Here is a 24410-nt window from a genome sequence, read left to right on the forward strand (position 1 = left end):
CGATGATTGGAGCCACCTTAGTAGGTTCTTTTCATCATTTGCTGCGCATAAGCCGTCAGTTCCCGCTTCTTTTCAGTTGGCACATGTACCGCAGCGAGGTATTTCTTGCTCTCCTCATAGTAGGTCGCCATCTTGTCTTGTGCCAGACGATCGATGCCCATGTCGTTGTAAAGAGCCGTCACCGCATCGATTTTCTCCTGTCTGTCAAAGTCCTTGAGCTGTGTCCAACGTTCCAATTCGGCACGTTGTTGGGCATTAGCCCTATTGAAAGCGTTGATGAGCATGTAGGTTTTCTTGTTGCTGACGATGTCACCTCCGATGGCCTTACCAAAGACTTTAGGGTCGCCATACACATCCAGAAAGTCGTCTTGCAGCTGGAATGCCAAGCCTATTTTCTCGCCGAAGCGATACAAGTTATCGGCATCTTCGGCGGAAGCATCGCCCAAGATGGCGCCAATCTTCAACGCACAAGCCAGCAAGACGCTTGTCTTGAGACGAATCATCTCAATGTATTCGGCTTCCGTAACATCGTTGCGATGTTCAAAATCCATATCATACTGCTGTCCTTCACCTATCTCTAAGGCTGTTTGTGTAAACAGGTCGATGACCTCTTTCAGCTTGTCGGGCCTGCATTGCGCCATGCGTTGGTAGGCCAGCACCAGCATTGAGTCGCCACTGAGGATGGCCGTGTTGGCATCCCAACGCTTGTGAACGGTTTCATGGCCACGCCGTAGGTCGGCCTGATCCATCAAGTCATCGTGCAAGAGCGTATAGTTATGGTAGGTTTCGATGCCACAAGCAGGCATCAGAATGTCCTCCGGATGTTCCCGATACAGGTTATAAGCCAACAACATGAGCGTGGGTCGGATGCGTTTGCCACCCAGACTGAGCACATATTCTATAGGTTCGTACAGATGGCGGGGTTGCCGTTCATCGGCCAAACTGTCGAGATGATTGTTAACCAGTTTGAGGATTTCTTGAGATGTCATCATAGATTATTGTATTTTAATCAATTGCTAAATTTTGAATACCACCGGCACAGCCACCATGGTGCGGCACGGTTGGTTGTTGTGCACACCCGGTTTCCACCGGGGCATCATACGGATGACGCGCAATGCCTCACGATCCAGAAGGGTATTAACCGACTTTTCCAACTTCACATCGGCAATGCTTCCGTCCTTGTTGACAATGAACGACACCACCACTCTGCCCTGTATTCTCTGACTTTGAGCCAATGGTGGATATCGCAGTTGACGCGTGAGCCACTGAATGAACGCTGATCCACCACCGGGAAACTCGGGCATTTGCTGAACAATGCGAAAGTTTAAGGGCTGTTCAGAGGCCACGGGGACGGGTGGAAGTGCCGCCGACAGCTTGGCATTCAACGCCTCGGCCTCGCCATCACCAACCAAGAGTGGACTGGTAGTGGAAGCCGATAGTTTCTCAATTTGTTGTTTCAGCGGCTGATCCACCGCCTTGATTCGTTCGCTGAAGGTTTTTTGTGGCGGTTGAACGGCCATGGTGTTAACCATCTCCTTGTCATCCATGGCGGGGTGCAATTCGATATCTTGCACCAGCTCGTCAAGCGATTGGTCAGACAAAGCCATGCCTTGCGGTGCGCTATTGTATTGAAATGCCACATACAAGACCGACAGAATCAACACGAGCCCCAGCAAGAATGCCGTGGCACGATGCTCTTCTACTGTGGGGATGTCTGATTTTTGTTGCTTCACGATGAGAATAATCGGACGCCGTGCAATGACTGCTGAACGACCGCAATAAACACTTCTTTTTTACGTTGTTTACCAAACAGATTAGATGTACAAAGATAACGAGTTATTTGAAAATAGTAGTATCTTTGCCCATAAATTAGGAAAAATAAATGAAAAAAGCCCTTTTCGTCCTCTTGCTCACAGCAGTTGCCACAACCACCGTCGCGCAAGAAAGTAAGAATGTGTACAACTTTCTACGTCTACCAGCAAGTGCTCACGCCTCAGCATTGGGGGGTGAGAACATCTCGTTGGTGGAAGACGACGAGGCACTGATATTCCATAACCCGGCACTGCTGTCGACTGTGAGCGACAAGACCATCAACCTGAACTACATGAACTATATGGCCGGGACCAACATGTTGAGCGCTGCGTTCAACAAAGTGATTAAAGAGCGGGCCTCGGCAGCCGTTTCCGCACTATACATTGACTATGGTAAAATGAAACAAACCACGGCCGAGAACCAGCAACTTGGCGAATTTTCGGCCAAAGACATTGCCTTGTCTGGCTATTTCTCGTACCTGCTCACCGACCAATTGGCCGGAGGTATCACCGCTAAGTTCATCACCTCGTACATCGCCGGCTACAACTCGCTGGCCATGGGCGTTGACCTCGGACTTAATTATTACGATGCTGAGCGCGAACTGTCACTGTCGTTCGTGGCCAAAAACCTGGGCGGACAGCTCAAAAGCTACGACGACACCTACGAAAGCATGCCCTTAGACGTGCAGCTTGGCGTAAGCAAAAGACTGGTACACACGCCACTACGGTTTCACGCCACACTGGTTGACCTCACGCATTGGAACTATAAATTCATGAATCACCTGGTGGGCGGCATTGATATTCTGCTGTCTGACCGCATTTGGGTGGGTGCTGGTTACAACTTCCGGCGTGCCGACGAGATGACCATTGCCGGCACAGACGAGGAGAGCAACCACGGTGCAGGCTTCTCATGTGGCGCAGGCATCAACCTCAACCGCTTTAAGTTGAACCTGGCCTACGGCAAGTATCACGTTTCAAGCCAGTCGATTGTTATCAGTACAGCGTTTCAATTATAAAGAAAACTTACTGCTCAGATACGTCGGTTTTTTGTACTGAGTTTTCTGTAAATTAGCATCAAACAGGTTATTTCATGTGCCTTATTTGACACGTTTTATCCTCTTTGCATTCAAAAGCAAAGCTTTTAACATGCAAACTCAATGACTTTATCGTACAAAAGCATAGCAATAAGAGGGCAAAAGATAGCTTATTACACGCTCAAAAAGGCACAAAAGCAGTGCTTTTACCAAGAAAACAGATGAGATTCTGGTGAGCAAAGAGCCTATATTGCTGATTATCAACGCCTCCTATTTTCAGCGTATTTGGAAGCAACTTACCTTGCGTTGGCGAATATTGAAATTATAGAGCCGAAAAAACGTACAGTTTTCTGTTTTTCGCCTTGTATTTTATCAAAAATCAGGAGGGCGTTGATACCTTTATTGATAAGAAAAATAAAGGTGCAAGTTTGCCGCTTTAATGGTTACACACTTTTGACGTATCAACGGTAAAACCATCTGAATGCGCAGGCTTAAACTTGCCGCGCTGCTCGAGAAAGTCGACCAACTGCGCCGCTGTCATTCCTTCTGCCGAACAAGTATAAAAGCGTTCGACTTCTCCGAAACGACTGATAATTGCTTTTACTAATTCTTCTTTGCTTGAATAGCTGTTTCCCTGCATCATTTGCAGGACTTCATGTCCATGTATCATTTGTGAGTTTTTGAGTTTATAAGTTTATAAGTTGGTGAGTTTGTGAGATTATATGTTTATGAGTTTGGTGAGTTTATAAGTTCGTAAGCTGATAAGTTTGGTGAGTTTAGTCAGCGATTTTCTGCCCTTGATAATAGGTGTTGAAAGTATCTTCGGCATAGCCATCGCCCACAACTTGAAAGGAACTAGCACTGGCACCGTTAACTTTACGGCCCATGAAATAAACGTCAAAAGAATCTTTCGCATAACCATCGCCTAAATACCGAAACGAATTACCGCTGGCACCAGACAGCTTGCGTCCCATATAGAACACGTTGAAAGTATCTTTTCCGTAATATCCACCCAGGTCTTGAAAGCTTCGCGCCGAGGCTCCTTCTACGTTCTTGCCATTGAACAGCACGGCATGCGACATAATCATATACCCCCGTGTACGATACATAAAACCCTCATCACCATCGTACGGACGATGGTAGTCATCACGTTTTAACCTGAATGTACGAGGATCAACATACCGCAACACATCGCCAAGATAGTAAACATGATAAGCATCTTTAGCATAACCATGCCCCAAATTGACAAAAGAATATACATCGGCCATGGATAAAGGCGTGCCGCAATAAAGCACCACACCTCCTGCTACTTGGTAATCGGCAGGACGACGCTGCGCCTTTACTTGGACAGTGAGCGTAACAAACAGCGCAAGGGCCAAGAGGCGAAAGGCCGAACTAAATGAAATCGATTTGCTCATCTTCATAATTGTTTAAAATTAAATTTGTATATCGTTACATCCAACGAGAGCTTTGTCTATGAGAAGGACAACTGTCAAAAAGGGTCATCACTACCCCTGTTGAAGCACTTTGTCTACTTGATGCAACAACCATTGTTGTTGTTCATCAATCGTCAGGTTACTGTTGTCCAGTTCGATGGCATCATCAGCCTTGCGAAGAGGCGACACCTCACGATGAGAGTCGATGTAATCGCGCTCTTGCACGTTCTTCAATATGTCGTCATAACGAGCAGACATGCCCTTTTGCTGCAACTCATCATAGCGACGTTGCGCACGAACTTCGGCAGAAGCCGTTACAAATATTTTGAGTTCGGCATGCGGAAACACCACCGTTCCGATGTCACGACCATCCATCACGATGCCCTTGTCCACACCCATGCGCTGTTGTTGAGCCACCAAGGCAGTGCGGACAAAGGGGAGAGCCGCAATCTTACTAACCTTTTCGCTCACCTGCATCGTCCTGATTTCTTGTTCCACTAGCTCGTCATTCAGGTAAGTGTCGGGCTTGCCCGTCTGTGCATTGAATTGGAAAGAAATGCGGATGTCAGGCATGGCCCGTTGCAAGGATGCCGCATCCGCCTCACCATCGGCTTCAAACAACTGATGGCGCAGCGCATAGAGCGTCACGGCGCGGTACATAGCACCCGTGTCTACATAGACATATCCTAACTGGCGAGCCAAATTTTTGGCCATGGTACTTTTGCCACATGATGAATAGCCGTCAATGGCAATCACGATTTTCTTCATATCTTATTTAGGGTATAACGGCCGATGCCAATGCCTCCCACAATTTATCATTGGGCGGCAACGGAGCCTCAACAACAATATTTTCTTTTGAAACGGGGTGAACAAACATTATTCGGCGTGCCAACAGACTGATGCTGCCATCGGGATTGCTGCGAGGTGCGCCATATTTTAGGTCGCCCTTGATAACACATCCCATATTAGCAAGTTGACAACGAATCTGGTGATGTCGCCCTGTCAGCAAGTTCACCTCTATAAGATGATAACGATCCGAATGGGCGATGACACGATATTTGAGTACTGCTTTCTTCGCATTTGGCACCTCTTGCGGATGCGCATAACTCTTGTTCTGCCGTTCGTTGCGCACCAACCAATCGGTCAGCACACCTTCTTCTGCTGGTGGCGCATTCTTGGTGATGGCCCAATACGTTTTATGTACCTGTCCTTCCTTGAACATCTTGTTGAGTCGTGTCAACGCCTTGGATGTTTTGGCGAAGACAACAAGTCCCCAAACAGGACGGTCAAGACGATGAACCACGCCCAAGAAAACATTTCCCGGCTTGTGGTATTTCTCCTTGATGTACTGTTTAACTGTTTCCGAAAGCGGTTCATCTCCGGTTTTATCACCTTGAACAATTTCACCGCTCCGCTTGGAAACAATAATGATGTGATTGTCTTCGTAAAGAGGGAGCATGGAAGGATTGGTTATTTAGTTGACAAGTTGACAAGTTAACAAGTTGACAAGCTGTTAGACCTTTTATTGATTTGGCCAATAACGAAACTATGTACTCGTCTGCTTATCATTTTAGTTAACGAGTTAACAAGTTGACAAGCTGTTAGACCTTTTATTGATTTGGCCAATAACGAAACTATGTACTCGTCTGCTTATCATTTTAGTTAACGAGTTAACAAGTTGACAAGCTGTTAGACCTTTTATTGACTTGCCCAATAACGAAACTATGTACTCGTCTGCTTATCATTTTAGTTAACGAGTTAACAAGTTGACAAGCTGTTAGACCTTTTATTGATTTGGCCAATAACGAAACTATTTATTCGTGAGCTTGTCATTTTGTTGACGAGTTAACAAGCTGTTAGACCTTTTGTTAACGCGCCAGATAACGAAACTATTAACTCGTCAACTTGTGAACTCGTCAACTCGTCAACTCTCAAAAACTCTACATATTCATCCCCCCATCAACCTGGATTACCTGGCCGCTGATGTAGCTTGAGAGGTCGGAAGCCAAGAACAATGCACAGCTGGCAATATCCTCAACCGTGCCACCACGGCGCAAAGGAATCTTATCAATCCACTCCTGACGAATCTTCTCAGGCAATGTCTGGGTCATAGCCGTATCGATAAATCCCGGTGCAATGGCGTTAGCACGGATGCCTTTGGGACCCATTTCCTGCCCAACCGACTTAGCCAACGCAATCATACCCGCCTTTGATGCGGCGTAATTAGCCTGACCGGCATTGCCATGAACACCCACCACGGAAGCCATGTTGATGATAGAACCTTGGCGTTGACGCATCATGACAGGCACACAAGCATGGATGAAATTGAACGCGCTTTTCAAGTTGACGTTAATCACGGCGTCCCATTGAGCCTCGGTCATGCGCAACATCAAGCCATCTTTGGTGATACCAGCATTGTTGACCAAGATGTCAATAGATCCGAATTCTTCTTTAATTTGACTAACCAATGCGGCTGTACTTTCAAAATCGGCAGCATTGCCCGCATAACCTTTCGCTTGTACGCCCAATGCGGCAAGCTCACGCTCGGTTTCTTTACCGCCATGTTCTTCGTCAATCACTAAATCTGTGAATGCGATGTTGGCACCTTCCTGAGCGAATCGCATGGCGATGGCCTTTCCTATTCCGCGTGCAGCACCTGTGATGAGGGCTGTTTTTCCTGTTAATATTCCCATAATTGAATGTGTTAATATTGAAGTTAATATTTGATTGTGAATTTCTTGCTACTCTTTTTTAGGACTCAACTTGCCCAAAGCACCGTAAACCACCTTGGCAACCAGTGGCTTGCTACTCTCTTCTGTCAGTCCATGTCCCAAGCGTCCGTAGATGAATGGCACCTCAAGTCCTTTGATGCAATAATGCGTGATGTCGGCCACCAATTGAACGTTCTCGATGTCGAACTCTCCATCCTCCTTCCCTTCCGAATATACGCGACGGAAGAGTTCAATCTCATCTTCATCAAAATTCTTCCTCATCTTCTCCACCATCCAGATGTTACGGAAGAACTCTGCGCGCAAGTTGCCATTGCGCACCACCGTTTCGCGTATCATACTGAGATGGGTATAAATGAGTTCGATGATCTTATCTTGTGGCGCAATCTTCTTGTTGGCCACCTCATCCAACTTGTCACTGAGGCGTTCGAGTTCAGACTCGATGACTGCATAGAACACAGCCTCCTTGGAACTAAAATAGGTGTACAGCGTGCGTCTCCCCTTACCAGAGGCCAACGCAATGTCATTCATGGTGGTATTGGCCACGCCATTCTTGGCAAACAATTGCCTCGCCACGTCCACCAATAACCGTCTTGTTTTTGATATTGACATCTATTTTCCTCCTTTCTTCAGGTTGATTGCACAAACCTTCTATGATGTGCAAATGTATGTTTTTTATTTTATGCGTGCAAGCATACAAGACAGAAAAAAGGTTTTTTAAGACACTCTTTACAGGATGGGCGTCCATTATTTAGTGATTTAGTTTGAGTAAACCATCCAACTGGCACACAAGCGCATCCACCCCGAAAACCAATGTCAATGACATTGGCATCCAAACTCATTGACTTTGACGTCCAATTGCATTGACTTTGGCGTCCAAAGTCAATGCTATTGAAAACACGAAAACATACCGCATTTTCAAAGGTCTTTGAGGTATGTTTTGCGAGAAATGAAAGACTGAGGCAAGATGGTTTATACTACCGTTGAATAGATACGCAGGATGACATCCGTATTATCCAACTGATTTCTAATCATTTAGAAGGATTATCTACCATATTTCAACAAAATTAAGAAAGAAATATTTGTTTATCTCGCAAAAAAGCCGTACCTTTGCAATCGCAAACAAGAAAACAACATCGCGGAGTGGAGCAGTTGGTAGCTCGCCAGGCTCATAACCTGGAGGTCACATGTTCGAGTCATGTCTCCGCAACTATAACGCTTGGAAGTCCTGTAAATAAGGAGTTTCAAGCGTTTTTCGTTTGGGTATGACAGGACGCATGCAGCACGTCATCATGAACTGCAATTGTGCTGAAACACGATTCGTCTATATCATAATTCGAGGAAAAGGAGGGGTCAGTCGTAAAACCCAGTTGCAACCCTCTCCCCCTCATGCACATAATTTCATAAGCCTATAAAGGAAGAAAGGAATATCCGTTACTCCCCTGAACTGTGCCCTGAAGGCTTTGACTTTTGCGTTGAAGGATTCAGCATTGGCATTTGTGGCTCTGTTGACAAAGAAATTGAGTATGGTATCATAATGGTTCTTAAAGGTGTCAATTACCGTATAGAAATTATCCACGCCCAACTTCTCTACCTCGTTAAACCACTTAGCCAGTTTCAATCTTGCAGCGTCCTTGATGCTTCTGGCATTATAAATATCGGTAAGTTCCATGGCCAGGTCATAGGCTTTTTTGAGTTCCGGGTAGTTTTCAAAGATTATTTCAGCCCTTAGCCTTTGCGATTCTGTCCACTTTGACTTGTGTTTAGTCAGTATAAACTTCGCCCTGGCAAGCAGTTGCTTGCGTGTGTCACCGTTGCTGTATCTGAATGGCCTGTAGGTTTCGTTCTTGGCTTTGGCTTCCTTCATCTCCTCATTTTCTCTGTCCCTTGCCATCCACCTGTAGGCTATGCGCATGTCGTCCAAAGCGTCATAGTAAAGCTTCTGCACATGAAACCTGTCATTGGTGATGAGTGCCTTGGGGAACACCGTGCGCGCAATGATCATCATAGAGGAAGACAAGTCGAGCGTTATCTCCTTGACAGTCTTTCTTTTGGAAAGGTCAATCTTTTCCAGAACACGAATCACATCTTCGGCTTTTGTTCCCCTGACCACAGCTACCAGCGTACCCCTGCCACCTTTGCCAGCCTTGTTGGTCAGAAACGTATAGACCTCACCGCTGCTCAGACAAGTCTCATCGATACTCAGGCTCTCTCCCAGGTTCTCATCAAACAGCAGCCAGTCTCCCGCATGCGACAACTGCTCCCACTGGCGATAATCGCTGAAATGCTCCTTGTATTGGGTGGAAAGCTGCTTGCCGTCTACGCCATAGTGAGAGCCGATACCTGTAATGCTCTCCGCAGTAGACTCAATTCTATTCTTTTAAAAAAGAAACGAACTCAGGGGAAAGTTTGCTGCCCTCAGTTGTCAAGTCATCGTAAGAATAACTGAATATCTCACCCGTGGAACTGTCACGCCATTTTCGACGGCGGACATGAAGGTAAACGGGCTTGCCACGAAGGGGAAAGTCATGGACAACCCGTTCGGCGGTAAAGCCGTAACTGCTTACCGTGCCGGACTTGCGGTCAACCTCTTCCATAAAGTTACGCTCATCCAACCAGAAGTCTATCTGGGAAATACTCTCTTGGATATCTATCACATCAAAATAATCTGCGAGTATCTCTGGAAAGATACAACGCAACAATTGCTCGGTCTTCATGATGCAAAGATAACAAATACTTATGAAATTATGTGCATGAGAGGGAGAGGGTTGCAACTGGGTTTTACGACTGACCCAAAAGGAGTAAATTCTTATCCATCCACACCTATTATATCTTAAGTTTTTTCGTATCTTTGCAGTCATTACAAAGATCATGTAGACGACAAGACGCATGGAAACATGGTTCTTGCATCACTAACATTAAATATTATGACAGTAAAAGAGGATCATAGCACGGAAGAGAAGAAGAGTTTGAGTTTTGTGGAGCAACTCGTTGAAGACGATCTTGCCAAAGGTAAGAATGGCGGTCGCATTCAAACACGCTTCCCTCCAGAACCCAATGGCTATCTGCATATAGGTCACGCCAAGGCCATTTGCATGGACTTTGGCATCGCCGAAAAATACAACGGAGTGTGCAATCTTCGGTTCGACGACACCAATCCCAGCAAAGAAAACAACGAATATGTGGAGAACATCCTGCATGACATCAGTTGGTTGGGATTCAAATGGGGAAATGTTTATTATGCTTCCGACTATTTTGAGAAGCTTTGGGACTTTGCAGTGTGGATGATTAAGCAAGGACTCGCCTACATTGACGAGCAGACCTCTGAAGAGATTGCACAGCAAAAAGGCACGCCCACCACACCTGGTACGGCCTCACCTTACCGCGACCGACCTATCGAGGAGTCGTTGGAGCTGTTCAACAAGATGAACACTCCTGAGGCTGTGGAAGGCAGCATGGTGCTTCGTGCCAAGTTAGACATGGCCAACCCGAACATGCACTTCCGCGATCCTATCATCTATCGCATCATACACATTCCGCATCACAGGACAGGAACCAAATGGAACGCATACCCCATGTACGACTTCGCCCATGGACAGAGTGACTATTTCGAAGGTGTTACCCACTCTATTTGTACGCTCGAGTTTGTTCCTCACCGCCCATTGTACGACCATCTTGTTGACTTTCTCAAGACGATGGATGGTTCGGATGACAACATGCAGGACAACCGTCCGCGACAGATTGAGTTCAATCGACTGAATCTCACTTACACCGTGATGAGCAAGCGCAAGCTGCACTCACTGGTAGAAGAGCGATTGGTATCAGGATGGGACGACCCTCGTATGCCCACCTTGTGCGGTATGCGTCGCCGTGGCTATTCGCCTGAAAGCATTAGGAAATTCATCAACTCCATTGGTTACACCAAGTTTGACGCCTTGAACGACGTTGCCTTGCTCGAAGCTGCCGTGCGCGATGACCTCAATAAGAGGGCATGCCGAGTGAGTGCAGTACTTGATCCGGTGAAACTGGTCATCACCAACTATCCCGAAGGGAAATCAGAAGAGATGGAAGCCATCAACAATCCGGAGAACGAGGCCGATGGTACACACAACATCACCTTCAGTAGGAATCTCTGGATAGAGCGTGGTGACTTCATGGAGGACGCTCCGAAGAAGTTCTTCCGCATGACCCCAGGCAAGGAAGTTCGATTGAAGAACGCTTACATCGTGAAGTGTACGGGATGCACGAAGGACGAGGAAGGCAACATTATAGAGATACAAGCAGAGTATGACCCACTGAGCAAGAGCGGCTTGGAGGGAGCCAACAGAAAGGTAAAAGGCACCCTACACTGGGTATCTGCCGACCATTGTAGGCAGGCAGAGGTGCGAGAGTACGACCGATTGTTCTTCGTTGAGAACCCTAGTGCAGACGAAAGGGACTTCCACGAACTGCTCAATCCTAACAGTCTGCGCGTGTTCCCGAACTGTTACGTTGAAGCATACGCGGCAGACAAACAGCCGGGAGAGTATCTACAGTTCCAAAGAATCGGCTATTTCATGGCCGATCCGGACAGAACAGACGACCACTTAGTATTCAATAAGACAGTAGGACTGAAAGACACCTGGGCAAAGGTTAACAAATAACCTTGCCCTTCTGGGTGTTTTTTCATTCGTTGTACGATGGCAGAAGCATATAACTTTTTTGATAATAAGGAATTCAAGGATAACCTAAAACGATATGAAGAGGCTCATATCCAGGGACTTTCCATCTATCTGGATGCGGATGATTTTGCCGATATCGCAGAGTATTACCGTGGAAAAGGTCGCATAAACGAAGCGCATGCGGTGTTAGACGAGGCGATAAATCTGTTTCCTGGCTCAACAACCCTATGGACTGTCAAAGCCAGAATAACGCTTTTGGAAGGCGGTGATGTGGAGCGTGCTTACGAATATATCAGTCATGTTGACGACAAGGACGACGTGGAATATACTTATACGTTAGCCGAAATCATGATTATAGATGGAAAAGCAAAGCAGGCAGATCAACTGTTGCACCGTCGATTTGAGCGGGTTGATGATGAGGAGCGGGAGGAATTCAAGCAAGACGTTGCCACTATATACGCAGATTACGAAGAGTTTGACCTCGCCAAAGAGTGGTTCGACCGGCTTGAACCCAATGAAGACAACAGTTATAAAGAACTGAAAGGACGCATTGCATTGGGAACTGGCAACCTTGAAGACTGCGAGAACATCTTCCAAGAGCTGATTGATGAAGACCCTTACTCAACGAGCTACTGGAACAATCTGGCGATGCTGCAATTCTTGAAGAGTAATTTCAACGACTCAATCACCAGCAGCGAGTTCTCCATTGCCATCAACCCCGATGATGCAGAAGCGATTCTTACCAAAGCAAACGGACTCTTCAGTTTGGGCAATTACGAAGAGGCGCTGAATTATTTCGACCGATATAGCAAGCTGGTTCCTGATGATTTGTCGGTAGTGATGCTAAAAGGTGTGACGCTTTTACACCTCAATAAACCAGAAGAAGCACTCACTCACTTCAAGAAAGCAGAGAAGATGGGGCGTCATTCAGATTCCAACTTGCCTGAAATCTATCAGGAAATAGCCTTCACTCTATCACAACAAGGGCGCGTAGAAGAAGCTCTCGCCTACTTGGACAAGAAGGAAAAGCTGCCCAACGACAACCACTGTGATACCTTGCTGCTCAAAGGACATATCCTCTTGGAGAACGATTATCTAGAGAAGGCACAAGAGGTTTTTCAGGAAGCAATTAGAATTTCTGACAATTCACCCAGCACTTTTTTACAGATAGCCATATCCGTTTACGACTGTCGATATGTCCACTTGGCATACAACTTATTCTTATCATATTTCAAAGACATGGGCGACAGCTGCCAAGACGGCTACGCTTACTTCGCTCGCTGTGCCAATGAACTGGGAAAAAAGAAAGAATTTGCCCACGCCGTAAAGCTGGCTTGTGAGAGAAATCCGATGGAAGCGAAAATGGTTTTGGCCGACTTGTTTCCCGAAGGAATGAGTACTGAAGAGTATTATCCCTACCTGCTTTCAACAAATACGGATGAGAGAAAGCAAAAATAACCAGCCAAAATAGACAAAACAATGAATTGGTTTTCTTCCCTGATGGGGAATCTTAACTATTGGACAGTATTCTTATTAATGTATATAGAAGGAACAGTGATCCCCGTTCCCTCCGAGTTGATTGTCTCACCCGCTGCATATCATGCCGCAGCTGGTCACCTGGACGTCACGCTCGTCATCATCTTTGCCACCCTGGGCGCTGTCCTTGGGTCGGCAACCAACTATGTGGCAGCCTACTATCTGGGCCGCCCCATCGTCTATAGGTTTGCCAACAGCAAGTTAGGACACCTGTGTTTGCTGAATCAAGAGAAGATACAAAAGAGCGAAAAATATTTTAATGATCATGGCGTGATAGCCACCTTGACCGGCAGATTGTTGCCCGGAATCAGGCAAGTGATATCGGTTCCCGCCGGCTTGGCCAAGATGAAGTTTTGGAAATTCATACTCTACACCACCATCGGAGCCGGCATTTGGAATTGTGTGCTGGCCGCCTTGGGTTGGTATTTGCACTCCATCGTACCGGAAGAACAGCTCAACGACAAGATTTTAGAGTACAACGACCATATCAAGGTGGTGATTTTAAGCCTGTTTGGCTTGATGGTAGCCTATTTTGTTATCAAGCATTTTCACAACAAGCGCAAGAAAAATAAGAACCAATCTTCCAATCCTTCCTGAAAAGAATCAACCAGCTAAAAAACTTGAGGAATCCAACTTCAGCAGCTGATTGTATGTTAACTTTCGTTAATAGCATAACAACTGCAAGCATTTCTGTTATTGTTTGTCAATCAAAATGCCTATCTTTGCACTCACTTTAACGAGAATCGCCGATATGGCTCAGTTGGTAGAGCAACTCATTCGTAATGAGTAGGTCCCCGGTTCGAGTCCGGGTATCGGCTCTCTTGCGGAATTAGCACATCGGTAGTGCGTGGGCTTCCCAAGCCTGAGAGGCGGGTTCGATTCCCGTATTCCGCTCAATCTTTATTTATTCTCCCCCTTATTTTTCGCTTCCTCTTCAGCACTGAAGATATATTGCATCACGACAGCGTCACGATAGGCCGTTCCATTGTAAAGCCAATCGGCCAACTTGCACCCCTCGGTGAAGCCCAACTGTGCGAACAAAGCCAAGATATTGCCCTTGTCAACGGCTACCACGACATAGATTTGATGCAGGTGCAACACGCGTTTGGCATATTTCAACACTTCCTGTACCACCGCCTTACCATAGCCTTTGCCACGAAACTGCTCTTGAATCACGATGCCCAGCTCGGCTCTTCGGTGTTGCGGAGCGAAGTTAACGATATCAACCATGCCAATGGTCTTGCCATGTTCGTTCTCAATTATCAGTCTTACTTGCTTGTCGGTATAGATGTCTCCCGAGGAATGTGCAATGTAGTCATGCAGCACATACCTGGAATAAGGAACATTAGTCGCACTGACATTCCACAACTTCACATCGTTTTCAATCTTATACAACAAGTCAAGATCTTCGGGCTCCATGGCCCTTAGCTGCGCATGTATCATGATTTTGGCTATGATTTATGAGAATATTTCCGATTCGGTAACCACCATTTTCGTTTCTGGCAGATACGTTCCGAGGCACACCTTCTCGCTAGGTTGTGAGGCAAATATATTCAATACCTCATCAAAATTGTAGGTTTGGGTATCGTAAACCACGTACACCTTGTCGGCTTGTGGCAACTTCAAAGTCAGATGACCATCGGGATGATCGTCGTAGGTGGATGTCACAAACTGTGCGCAAAGTCCTTTTCGCCGCGCAATCTCCTCACACTCGCGCATGGATTGGCTACTTCCGATGAAGACATACTGCACAGTCTCTTGTTTCTTTCTCCGAAAAAGTCCCACTCCCTGTTTGGCCTTCACCATCTGCATGCTCACCAAAGCCATGAATGCCTTAGCGTAGATGGCCATCTTAATGGGCAACCCCAGCAGGATACTCATGCCGCCATAATGCTTTTTAAAGAATATCAGCATGGCTTGATAGAACACATGCACATAACGATAGGACGATTTTTGCGTGCTTTCTCCTTTATAATGCAGGATTCTCAACGGCAGATACCAGTTGTGGTAACCCTTCTGAAGCAAGCGGTAAGACAGGTCTATGTCCTCTCCATACATGAAGAAATCTTCGTCGAGCAAGCCCACATCCTCGAGTGCTTTACGCGGAACGGCGAAAAACGCACCGCTGACAATTTCTATCTCGGCTGGTTCATCCCAGGGCAGATGCCCCATATAGTACTTTGCAAAGCGTTTACTCGTGGGATATTTCGCACACAATCCGCACATTTTGTAAAAGGCCGTCCATGGTGTTGGCACCCCTCTTCGCGACTCTTTCGCATCAAAGCCCTGCTGATTCATCATCCGAACGCCCACGCCACCTACGCCTTCGTGCGAATCCATCCAATCAATGAGCTGGCACATGGTATGCTCACCGACGATTGTATCGGGATTCAACAGCAAGACATACTCACCCTTGCTTTGCCTGATGGCGAGATTGTTGGCCCTGGCGAAGCCCAAATTATGATTGCTGCTGATGAGATTCACCGTGGGGAACCTACCTGAAAGATAGTCTACCGACCCGTCTACGGAGGCATTGTCTACCACAAAAATCTCGGCATCTACATCCTTGAGCGACCGTGTTAATGAAATTAAACACTGCTCAAGATAGTACTTTACATTGTAGTTGACGATGATGACAGACAGCTTCACTCCTTGCATGATTATTCACGGTTAAACCTTCACGTCACCTTTTGTCTCCGCCACGCAACGATCCAAGGAGGGATAGATGAAAAACAAACTTAGAAAAACAATGACTGCCATGTAGCAAAACGCTGCATGGACGAAGAGATAATAAAACAAGACGTTGACCACCAGCAGCACGCCCAACACGTCCAAGCGCACACTGCCCCACCTTTGGAGCGCGCGTACCGCCTGTGCGTCATCGCTTTTCAGTGCCTCTGCCACCTTTTTATACTTAAACAAGCGTAACGAAAGCGGAATGCAACAGATGGTGAGTAGCTCCATGACCACCAGACAAACAAACTCTTTCTGGCCCGAACCGGCCCAACAACCTGCCTCCAGGGCACCCGTTTCAAACAGGACCACCATCAACAAAGACAGGATGATGGGCAAAAAAAACTGAATCATCAACAGGCGTTGCACGTTTCTTATCTGGTTCATGGAATTCAATGTATATCAATGTAACACCCAACCCATCTCCTCCGAGCTTGGTCAGATGTGCTTTTTGCTTATCGTTCAAACGGCGTTCTGTTCACAATCGAGCGTCCCAAAGTCACTTCGTCCGTGTACTCCAGCTCATCACCTACGGAGATTCCGCGCGCTATCACAGAGAGCTTCACGTCTAAAGGAGCCAATTTTCGCGAGATATAAAAATTGGTTGTGTCGCCTTCCATCGTCGAACTCAAGGCCAAAATCACCTCCGAAACGCCACCTTGCTCAACCCGTTGCACCAACGACTGTATTTCCAGCTGGTCGGGACCGATGCCATCCATGGGTGAGATGATGCCTCCCAGCACATGATAAAGTCCGCGAAACTGCTGCGTGTTCTCCACCGCCATCACGTCTTGTATGTTCTCCACCACACAAATCAGCGACGTGTCACGACGTGGATCCGAACAAATAGGACACACATCGTCATCACTGATGTTGTGACACACCCGACAGTATTTCACCTCCTGCTTCACTTTGGCGATGGCCGAGGCAAACTGTTCAACGTCACTGTTGCTTTGTCGCAGCAGGTGCAGAACCAACCTCAAGGCCGTTTTTCGCCCTATTCCGGGAAGTTTGGAGAACTCGTTGACGGCTTTTTCGAGTAGAACAGACGGATATTGTTGTTCCATTTACAGGTACACGCCAATCCCTATCTTGAAGCCAATGGTGGAAAAGTCACTGTGCTTCTTGAACGATTGGTCATAGTACACGGCGGGTTCAACGGTCACCGTACGACTTAAAAAGTAAGCATAACCTACCTCTACACCAGGCATCACATCGTTGTAATTGTGGTTGGCATGAATCAACTTGCAGTTAACGCCCAGGTAGATGCCATTTTGAACAATGTAGTAACGTCCACCAACACCCACAGAAATATAATCGGGAACCGACTCATATCCGCTGTGCTGATAGCTCAAATTGCCCAAAACCATCAAGTTGTCTTCAAAAAGATAGCCAGCATGTGCCTGAATACCCAGGTTGAGCTTGTCCAAGCCGCTGTAACTCAGATTCAATCCGGTCAATGAGCCGCCGATATACACCTTGTCTTGTTCAAACTGTGCGCTGGCCGTGAGGGTCATCAGCAACGCCGCAATCATTGTTAATAGCTTCTTCATTTTCATCAAAGAATTATTATGTAAGTATATTTTCCATCTCCTCAACAGGCTCCACTCACACCGTTTTTCTCCGCACACACAAGTGTTTCTGCACCAAGGTTGATGCTGACTTGCAGCCTGAATTGAACGCTACGGCTGGAGCAGTGATGTATTTTGCAAAAGTACATAATATATTTGAGAACCGAAAAAATATCCGTATCTTTGTCAGCATAATTCTTTTGAACGAACAGACAGGATGAAACGATTCTCACTATCCATCATATTGGCAACGCTCTCTCTTCTTGTATCCGCCCAATCTACCACCCCTTTGCTGCAAAACGCCCTATGCTCCTCGCCCAAACGCGAGGTGAGAGCCGTGTGGCTGACTACCATCGGCGGACTGGATTGGCCTAAAACCTACGCACACACCGCGTACACAAAGGAAAAACAGCAGGAAGAATTGCGAAAACTGCTCGACCTATACCAGCGTGCCGGCATCAACACTATCTTGCTACAAACCCGCATCAGGGGGACGATGATTTACCCATCCACCCACGAACCATGGGACGGCTGCCTGTCGGGCGTGCCGGGAAGAAGTCCGGGGTACGACGCTTTGGCATTTGCCATTGACGAATGCCACCGCCGCGGCATGGAGTTGCACGCCTGGGTAGTCACCATACCGCTGGGAAAATGGAACGGGTTGGGCTGCAAAACCATGAGGAGAAAGCTGCCGGCACTGGTCAGAAGGATTGGCGCCGATGGCTATATGAACCCCGAAAAGCCTCAAACTGCTGATTATCTGGCCACCATTTGCGAAGAAATAACCCGCAACTACGACATCGACGGCATTCATCTCGACTACATTCGCTATCCCGAAAACTGGCCCCTTCGCATCAACAGAACGGAAGGCCGCCGCAACATCACCCGCATCGTGGAAGCCATTCACGCCAAAGTGAAGCGGCTCAAGCCCTGGGTGAAGATGAGTTGTTCGCCCATTGGCAAGTACGATGATCTGCCCAGATATACCAGTCGGGGATGGAACGCCTACACCAAGGTGTGCCAAGATGCGCAAGGATGGCTCAAAACGGGACTGATGGATCAGCTCTACCCCATGCTGTATTTCAAAGATAACAACTTCTTTCCCTTCGCCATCAACTGGAAAGAAGAGAGCTGCGGCAAGATGATTGTTCCCGGACTGGGCATCTATTTCATGTCGCCCAATGAGCGTAACTGGCCCATCGATGTCATCAAACAAGAGCTGAACGTTGTCAGACAATATGGTATGGGGCACGCATACTTCAGAGGAAAGTTCCTGACAGACAACACCAAGGGCATCTACGACTTCACAGAGAACGATTTTACCCGCTATCCGGCACTCGTGCCAGCCATGACTTGGCAACATAGTACGCCGCCAATGCCGCCATCCCACCTCCGTCTGGACAGCACCAAAGCCACGTTGAGTTGGACGGGAGCGAAAGATCGCAGTGACGCTCCCTACCTGGTGTACAACGTTTATGCCAGTCGGCAGGCGCCCGTTGACATTCATGACGCGCGCAACATCGTGGCCGCACGCATCCCCTCAACCTCCACCCGCGTGCCTACCGCGCAAGGTATGGCGTACGCCGTGACGGCCATGGATCGCTATGGCAACGAGAGCGAACCGCTACAAACGCACCAAAAGCCCATCAAGACCACCCACTTTCCACCGGCAACGCTGTTGCCCTGTGACGGAAAGCGCCTGCAACTGCCCGACAAGGGACAAACACTGGATGCCCTTTTCGTGCTTATCGAATCGCTGCAAGGCACCATGGTCACCACCCGTGTATACCAAGGAAAGTATGCCGACGTGTCAAATCTGCCCGAGGGGATGTATGTGCTGCGGTCTATCAACAGGAAAGGCTATCGGCATCGCCTCGGCCATTTCATGGTGAAGCGGAATCCGAATTTATAGGTTTATTTCGTTTCCCCAAATTATCCCCACAACAACTTGATGACTAACGGGTTGCAATCTCCATGACTTTACCTTGTAAAAGCATAGCTATTGAAGGCCAATGTCATTGACATTGCACGCCAAAGTCAATGAGATTGAAAAGCGTGGACAACTTCCTTCCCTGCTTTATGGGTTTCCATACCCGTCCGGTCGGTCTTCCGCTGCCATCGAAGGCTCTTCTTCCGGCATTTGATAGTTTTTGATTCGGCGGTCTTGGAGAAAGATTCTGTCGAGTGTAAACGTCAAGGATTCCAGCGTGTGTGTTCGTCGCAATGGCTTCAACTCGCATTCCCAAATCACGATGCTGTGCCACCCCATTGCCGCCAGTTGGCGGCACACCTCACGATCTCTTTCTTGATTCCTTCGTATTTTTTTCACCCAGAATTCCGTGTTGGATTTAGGTATTCTGTAATATCTGCACCCCTCGTGCCCATGCCAAAAGCAGCCATTGACGAAGATGCAAGTGCGGTATTTCCGCATCACGATGTCGGGCTTGCCTGGAAGGCGGGGATGATTCAACCGATAGCGGTATCCATGGCTCCACAACCATTTACGCACAATCATCTCTGGCCTGGTGTTCTTACTGTGAACGGCGGCCATGTTCGCATGACGTTGTTGTGGGGTAAGTATATCACTCATGGGCTTTCGGCAATACGATGGCAGTGAGCAATCCGTGACTTTCATTCAATGTGAAGACATGAAAGGACGCGCTTTAGAATAATGTAATTACTTGAAACGGACTTGCAGATTAAGTTTGAAATACAGTTTTCCATCCTGCTCACGGTAAAGCTCACCAAATCCATACTTGGTTAAAGAAGGAGTTTCGAGTCTTGTGTTGCAATAGAGATACTCCTCAAAAAGATTACGGTCATAGAAATGATAACAGAGAACGTCACCATCATCTTTTACAATAAGATAACCTCCATTGGCTTCGTACTTTCCGTTCCAAGGTGTATGTGGCACCATGCCAAGAGCTGATGCCACTAAGAAGTTTTTCACCTTACATTCATAGTACTTATGATTGTGCGACATGTCGTATTTCAATGGATTTTTCGCTGCAATTTTCTCTGTAAGGTGTTTCATATCTTTGCCACCTCCTTGGTTGCTTTCCAGAAGAATGGCCGCCATGATGGTTGGCAGGCAACTGTCTATCAGAATGAAGTTGTTGCAACATATAGAATCGTCCATGGTCATGAACTCGAACAATCCACCCATTTCTTGTATTTTCTTTACTCGGTCAATCATCTTAGTCCGCGTGTTGATGGCGTTAACCGTTGCGATTTCAGAATCAGTGAACTCGTGGCCAGCTATCATAAATGTGAAATTAGTGGTTTTTCCAGCGTTGAAAAGGGTGCCTTTCATATCTTGTATTTTTTACAACTGACATTGAAAAGTTAATGGCATAAATTCAAATATGTAAAGTCAAAATCATGCTATTTACTTAAATATTTCTGATAATGATAATCTAAAAAATCTGGCTTTGGATAGAAACGATTAGGCAAAATCAACTTTTTATTTTGAAGGCCAAGCAGATAACATTTAAAGGACTCGTCTTCTGTCTTTTCAATCATTTCATCCGAGACGATAATCTTATAGTCAGGCGTTATAGCAATAAGATATTTGTCATAAGCCTTATGGAACAACGAGTTTAAGCACAATCCATTTTCTGGATTGCTCCGATTATTTTTATCTTCACTCCAATCTAAGATGTGACATGCTTCCAAAAGTTCAGAATTTCCCACACCGGATATGCAGCACTTAAAATCATATGAACACATAACAGCGGAGCGGAAGAATGACTGATTTACCCTTTGTTTAACAATAGCCAAACGCTCTTTGCCTTCTGGTAAATGGTCAATGTCTACATTTGCCGCTTTTTCCATATCATTCTTGGTGTATTTTGCTATTAGGCACTCGCTTTCATATGCGAGTTTGTCGGGATTATCATAAAAATCTTTCCACACCTCTTGCTCCATTTTAGCTCCATGTGTCAATCCTACAATACCCCTCTCTTTTAATTTTGGGTCAAGTCTGCCTAAATTACCAATCTTCATATTAAGCGCACTTGGTGTCCTTCCAATGATTTTGGCATATTTTACAATCATTGGATGCGACTTGCTACTAACCTTAAAAGGTATCTTACAATATAAATTGAATGCAATGATAGTTTCTTCTCGTGTCCATTTATTTACCATATCTTAAGCCGCTAATGAATTATTACAAAAGCCATCAGATGTCACTTCACAACTGTTTGCATAACATGTCTTTTCTCCTTGTTTGTCCCACTCTGAAGAATAAACACATTTACCTCCCAGATTCTGAAGAGCAATGCGGAAACCTCCAATGCCAGCAAACAAATCAATAAAGGTAAATCGAGGTTGTTTAGGAGTTGGGAAAGGCACATTGAAAAAGTCTGCAAAAAGATTATACTGCCGTGGGGATTCTGCTACCTTCCATATCTGCTCATCACTCAAATCATCATCGTTCATTGGCTGATGTGGCTTTTTACGAGCAATGAACTCACGGATAGCCAAAATGATTCTTTCTTTCTGAGTGGGATCTGTTCCCAACTGCTGGTTATGGAGGTAATGGCTTAATAAGGCCATCTGATTTTCATAAGAAGTTTCACCATAAATTTTGACTCCGTCTTTTGTTATTTCTTCTGGAAAATCCGTCAAGTTCATCTTTTTGTTTGCCATATTGCTGTCTTTATACTTCTAAGTAATCAGAATATTATCATTTATCAATCGTGAAATAATAAGATGCTATTTATTCAAAATTGTTTTTAAACACTTCAACGTTTTTTCTGATTTGTTAGGAAGGATGGATTCATATTTCATTATTCCCTGGATATTTTCAAAGATAGTGCAAGCCGAAGACAAAGGAAACTTGTTTACTTTGTTGAGGCGAAGCCTATCTTATGCAAAGATAAACATAATTGCTCAAATAACGCCAAGCAACGTGCATGCGATTTCAATTCAGGCAATCATTTTCTTGATCGGTCACTGATCGCACCTCAACTTGAAGGCAAAATGTGCATGGAAAAACAGAAAAGGACGGGCCAAATGCGGAAAATTTCTTAATTTTGCAAGATAAGCTGGCAAGGAACAACGAATGAAATGTTAAAGCTTTGGCAATTAAACGCTATTTCTGTAACTTTGTACACATAACTTATACGACGGATTATGCAACCCATCTTTATCGCAGGCCCCTGCGTCATCGAATCGGAAGAACTGTTGGACACTGTTGCCCAACGACTGGTTGAGATTAACCAGAAGCTCGGTACGAACATCATCTTCAAGGCTTCGTTTGACAAGGCCAACCGCACGTCAATCCATTCGTTCAGAGGTCCTGGTCTAGAAAAAGGCCTGCAAATGCTCGCCCACATCAAAGAAACGTACAAACTGAGGATTACCACGGACATTCATGAGAGCTGGCAGGCGGAAGCAGTGGGTGAGGTGTGCGACATTTTGCAGATACCCGCATTCTTGTGTAGGCAGACTGATTTGCTGGTGGCGGCGGCTGCAACCGGCAAAATCGTGAACATCAAGAAAGCACAGTTTCTCAGTGGAAAGGACATGAGGCACCCCGTAGAAAAAGCTATGGAGAGCGGTGCCAAGGAAATATGGCTCACCGAGCGCGGTAACTGCTTTGGGTACAACAATCTGGTGGTTGATTTCAGGAACATCCCCGACATGAGAGAGATTGTCAAAACGGTAATCATGGACTGCACACACTGCGTTCAAAGACCTGGTGCGGGTGAGGGAAAAACCATCGGTGACCGACGATTCATACCGGCCATGGCACACGCTGCGAAGGCTTTTGGGGCAACGGGATATTTCTTTGAGACCCATCCAACACCGGATGAAGGACTAAGTGACGCTGCCAACATGCTGGAATTGGACAAGCTGGAACCGCTCATCGCATCACTACTACAATAGACGCACCGCATACATAATAACAGATTCATGGAAGAAAATACGAAAGAATCGCTAAAACATGCAAGAGAATACGCCTCACAGTGCATCAAGGATGAAGCGCAGGCACTGCTGGAGCTGATTCCACAGCTGGATGAAAACTTCGAAAAGGCTGTTGACATGATGTTCAACTGTAAGGGCAAAATCATCGTCACTGGTGTTGGCAAGAGTGGCAACATCGGTGCCAAGATAGCTGCCACACTGTCTTCAACGGGTACGCCAGCGTTCTATATCAATCCGCTGGACATCTACCATGGTGACTTGGGCGTGATGACACCCGACGATGTGGTGCTGGCCTTGAGCAACAGCGGACAGACTGATGAGCTGCTTCGCTTCCTGCCCATGGTGCTGCACATGAACGTGCCGGTGGTATCTATCAGCGGAAATCCCAAATCGTTGCTGGCCAAATACTCGACAGCGCACATCACATGCCGTGTAGAGAAAGAGGCCTGTCCGCTGAATCTGGCACCTACGAGCAGCACAACGGCTGCTCTGGCCATGGGAGACGCACTGGCCATTGCCCTGATGATGGTGAGAAACTTTAAGCCAAACGACTTCGCACAGTTTCATCCGGGTGGCGAACTGGGCAAGCGGTTGCTCACAACAGCCTCAGACGTGATGCGTTCGGACAACCTACCCATCATCCCCAAAGAGATGCATCTGGGCGAAGCCATCATTCATGTGAGTAAAGGAAAACTGGGTTTGGGTGTCTCGTTGGAGAACGAGAAAGTGGTAGGACTGATTACCGATGGCGACATCAGGCGTGCGATGGAGAAGTGGCAAGCCCAGTTCTTCAATAAGACGGTAAGCGACATCATGACAACGAGTCCAAAAACGGTTTCACCGAACACAAAAATCACAGAGATACAAACCATCATGCACAAGTACAAAATACATACGGTACTGGTTGTTGACAGCGACAACCATTTGTTAGGGGTCGTCGACCACTATTCGTGCATGATTTAAAAGCC

At 46.5% G+C, this 24410-nt stretch carries 26 protein-coding genes and 3 tRNA genes; 10 read left to right on the forward strand and 19 right to left on the reverse strand.

The genetic code is table 11. From position 1 onward, the window contains the following. Nucleotides 1-17: 17 nt before the first annotated feature. Together NQ518_RS06190 and NQ518_RS06195 are read right to left on the reverse strand one after the other, a co-directional pair. Entirely contained in the window at nt 18-992 is a 975-nt protein-coding gene (locus NQ518_RS06190; RefSeq protein WP_227960436.1) for a polyprenyl synthetase family protein, read from the reverse strand. A gap of 24 nt (nt 993-1016) precedes the next feature. Beyond that, on the reverse strand, nt 1017-1733 hold the full coding sequence (locus NQ518_RS06195) for an energy transducer TonB (protein ID WP_227960434.1): 717 nt from the start codon (nt 1731-1733) through the stop codon (nt 1017-1019). A 149-nt stretch (nt 1734-1882) separates the two neighbouring features. On the opposite strand from NQ518_RS06195, the gene porQ reads away from it, so the two are divergent. After that, the gene (porQ, locus tag NQ518_RS06200; RefSeq protein ID WP_004348102.1) at nt 1883-2827 is read left to right on the forward strand and encodes a type IX secretion system protein PorQ; all 945 of its coding nucleotides are present in this window, start codon (nt 1883-1885) and stop codon (nt 2825-2827) included. A gap of 454 nt (nt 2828-3281) precedes the next feature. On the opposite strand, the gene NQ518_RS06205 is transcribed toward porQ, so the two are convergent. From NQ518_RS06205 to NQ518_RS06230, 6 genes are all read right to left on the reverse strand, one after another. Next, nucleotides 3282-3515, reverse strand: coding sequence for a YecH family metal-binding protein (locus tag NQ518_RS06205; RefSeq protein ID WP_004348101.1), 234 nt, complete (start codon nt 3513-3515; stop codon nt 3282-3284). A 106-nt stretch (nt 3516-3621) separates the two neighbouring features. After that, nucleotides 3622-4263 carry a DKNYY domain-containing protein gene (locus tag NQ518_RS06210; protein ID WP_040562204.1) on the reverse strand — a complete coding sequence of 214 codons (642 nt, stop codon included), beginning with the start codon at nt 4261-4263 and terminating at the stop codon, nt 3622-3624. A 90-nt stretch (nt 4264-4353) separates the two neighbouring features. Continuing rightward, entirely contained in the window at nt 4354-5049 is a 696-nt protein-coding gene (gene cmk, locus NQ518_RS06215) for a (d)CMP kinase (RefSeq protein WP_004348097.1), read from the reverse strand. A 7-nt stretch (nt 5050-5056) separates the two neighbouring features. Then, complete coding sequence (locus NQ518_RS06220) at nt 5057-5740, reverse strand: RluA family pseudouridine synthase (RefSeq protein WP_227206901.1); 684 nt, start codon at nt 5738-5740, stop codon at nt 5057-5059. A gap of 481 nt (nt 5741-6221) precedes the next feature. Continuing rightward, the gene (gene fabG, locus NQ518_RS06225) at nt 6222-6974 is read right to left on the reverse strand and encodes a 3-oxoacyl-[acyl-carrier-protein] reductase (RefSeq protein WP_227206903.1); all 753 of its coding nucleotides are present in this window, start codon (nt 6972-6974) and stop codon (nt 6222-6224) included. A 48-nt stretch (nt 6975-7022) separates the two neighbouring features. Then, nucleotides 7023-7622 (reverse strand): TetR/AcrR family transcriptional regulator, encoded by a 600-nt coding sequence (locus tag NQ518_RS06230; RefSeq protein WP_004348094.1) that lies wholly within the window; start codon nt 7620-7622, stop codon nt 7023-7025. Between the two features lie 525 nt (nt 7623-8147). Here NQ518_RS06230 and NQ518_RS06235 point away from each other — a divergent pair. Continuing rightward, nucleotides 8148-8220: transfer RNA gene (locus NQ518_RS06235), tRNA-Met, on the forward strand. Nucleotides 8221-8397: 177 nt separating this feature from the next. Here the strand turns inward: NQ518_RS06235 and NQ518_RS06240 are convergent. Continuing rightward, nucleotides 8398-9381 carry an ISAon1 family transposase gene (locus NQ518_RS06240; RefSeq protein WP_419471399.1) on the reverse strand — a complete coding sequence of 328 codons (984 nt, stop codon included), beginning with the start codon at nt 9379-9381 and terminating at the stop codon, nt 8398-8400. Nucleotide 9382: 1 nt separating this feature from the next. Further along, on the reverse strand, nt 9383-9727 hold the full coding sequence (locus tag NQ518_RS06245) for an ISAon1 family transposase N-terminal region protein (RefSeq protein WP_227960382.1): 345 nt from the start codon (nt 9725-9727) through the stop codon (nt 9383-9385). A gap of 210 nt (nt 9728-9937) precedes the next feature. Between NQ518_RS06245 and NQ518_RS06250 the strand changes: the two genes are divergently transcribed. The 5 genes from NQ518_RS06250 to NQ518_RS06270 all read left to right on the forward strand — a co-directional run bounded on the left by NQ518_RS06250 (nt 9938) and on the right by NQ518_RS06270 (nt 14101). Continuing rightward, complete coding sequence (locus NQ518_RS06250; protein ID WP_227206905.1) at nt 9938-11653, forward strand: glutamine--tRNA ligase/YqeY domain fusion protein; 1716 nt, start codon at nt 9938-9940, stop codon at nt 11651-11653. A 36-nt stretch (nt 11654-11689) separates the two neighbouring features. Next, nucleotides 11690-13129, forward strand: a complete 1440-nt coding sequence (locus NQ518_RS06255; RefSeq protein WP_227960432.1) for a tetratricopeptide repeat protein — start codon at nt 11690-11692, stop codon at nt 13127-13129. A gap of 21 nt (nt 13130-13150) precedes the next feature. Then, complete coding sequence (locus tag NQ518_RS06260; RefSeq protein WP_227960430.1) at nt 13151-13804, forward strand: DedA family protein; 654 nt, start codon at nt 13151-13153, stop codon at nt 13802-13804. Nucleotides 13805-13952: 148 nt separating this feature from the next. Further along, nucleotides 13953-14025, forward strand: a tRNA-Thr gene (locus NQ518_RS06265). Nucleotides 14026-14030: 5 nt separating this feature from the next. Then, nucleotides 14031-14101: transfer RNA gene (locus NQ518_RS06270), tRNA-Gly, on the forward strand. A 6-nt stretch (nt 14102-14107) separates the two neighbouring features. Here the strand turns inward: NQ518_RS06270 and NQ518_RS06275 are convergent. From NQ518_RS06275 to NQ518_RS06295, 5 genes are all read right to left on the reverse strand, one after another. Then, nucleotides 14108-14650 (reverse strand): GNAT family N-acetyltransferase, encoded by a 543-nt coding sequence (locus tag NQ518_RS06275; protein WP_227960428.1) that lies wholly within the window; start codon nt 14648-14650, stop codon nt 14108-14110. A gap of 15 nt (nt 14651-14665) precedes the next feature. Then, nucleotides 14666-15865 carry a glycosyltransferase family 2 protein gene (locus NQ518_RS06280; protein WP_227960426.1) on the reverse strand — a complete coding sequence of 400 codons (1200 nt, stop codon included), beginning with the start codon at nt 15863-15865 and terminating at the stop codon, nt 14666-14668. A 12-nt stretch (nt 15866-15877) separates the two neighbouring features. After that, on the reverse strand, nt 15878-16327 hold the full coding sequence (locus NQ518_RS06285) for a hypothetical protein (protein WP_227960424.1): 450 nt from the start codon (nt 16325-16327) through the stop codon (nt 15878-15880). Between the two features lie 68 nt (nt 16328-16395). After that, a complete protein-coding gene (recR, locus tag NQ518_RS06290; RefSeq protein WP_227960422.1) occupies nt 16396-17007 on the reverse strand; it encodes a recombination mediator RecR in 612 nt (203 codons plus the stop codon). Then, the gene (locus NQ518_RS06295) at nt 17008-17493 is read right to left on the reverse strand and encodes an outer membrane beta-barrel protein (protein ID WP_374211138.1); all 486 of its coding nucleotides are present in this window, start codon (nt 17491-17493) and stop codon (nt 17008-17010) included. A 235-nt stretch (nt 17494-17728) separates the two neighbouring features. On the opposite strand from NQ518_RS06295, the gene NQ518_RS06300 reads away from it, so the two are divergent. Continuing rightward, the gene (locus NQ518_RS06300; protein ID WP_227960418.1) at nt 17729-19423 is read left to right on the forward strand and encodes a glycoside hydrolase family 10 protein; all 1695 of its coding nucleotides are present in this window, start codon (nt 17729-17731) and stop codon (nt 19421-19423) included. Between the two features lie 165 nt (nt 19424-19588). Here the strand turns inward: NQ518_RS06300 and NQ518_RS06305 are convergent, their stop codons facing one another. The 4 genes from NQ518_RS06305 to NQ518_RS06320 form a co-directional block, all read right to left on the reverse strand. Next, entirely contained in the window at nt 19589-20101 is a 513-nt protein-coding gene (locus NQ518_RS06305) for a very short patch repair endonuclease (protein WP_227960416.1), read from the reverse strand. 87 nt (nt 20102-20188) lie between these two features. Further along, nucleotides 20189-20824 carry an HpaII family restriction endonuclease gene (locus NQ518_RS06310; RefSeq protein ID WP_227960414.1) on the reverse strand — a complete coding sequence of 212 codons (636 nt, stop codon included), beginning with the start codon at nt 20822-20824 and terminating at the stop codon, nt 20189-20191. A gap of 71 nt (nt 20825-20895) precedes the next feature. Next, on the reverse strand, nt 20896-21567 hold the full coding sequence (locus NQ518_RS06315) for an HNH endonuclease (protein ID WP_227960412.1): 672 nt from the start codon (nt 21565-21567) through the stop codon (nt 20896-20898). 93 nt (nt 21568-21660) lie between these two features. Further along, a complete protein-coding gene (locus tag NQ518_RS06320) occupies nt 21661-22161 on the reverse strand; it encodes a DNA cytosine methyltransferase (protein WP_272878306.1) in 501 nt (166 codons plus the stop codon). Nucleotides 22162-22647: 486 nt separating this feature from the next. On the opposite strand from NQ518_RS06320, the gene kdsA reads away from it, so the two are divergent. Together kdsA and NQ518_RS06330 are read left to right on the forward strand one after the other, a co-directional pair. Further along, nucleotides 22648-23403 carry a 3-deoxy-8-phosphooctulonate synthase gene (gene kdsA / locus NQ518_RS06325; protein ID WP_227960411.1) on the forward strand — a complete coding sequence of 252 codons (756 nt, stop codon included), beginning with the start codon at nt 22648-22650 and terminating at the stop codon, nt 23401-23403. Nucleotides 23404-23430: 27 nt separating this feature from the next. After that, complete coding sequence (locus tag NQ518_RS06330; RefSeq protein WP_227960409.1) at nt 23431-24405, forward strand: KpsF/GutQ family sugar-phosphate isomerase; 975 nt, start codon at nt 23431-23433, stop codon at nt 24403-24405. Nucleotides 24406-24410: the final 5 nt, after the last annotated feature.

The sequence above is a fragment of the Hoylesella buccalis ATCC 35310 genome (assembly GCF_025151385.1).
In the GTDB taxonomy this organism is placed as follows: domain Bacteria; phylum Bacteroidota; class Bacteroidia; order Bacteroidales; family Bacteroidaceae; genus Prevotella; species Prevotella buccalis.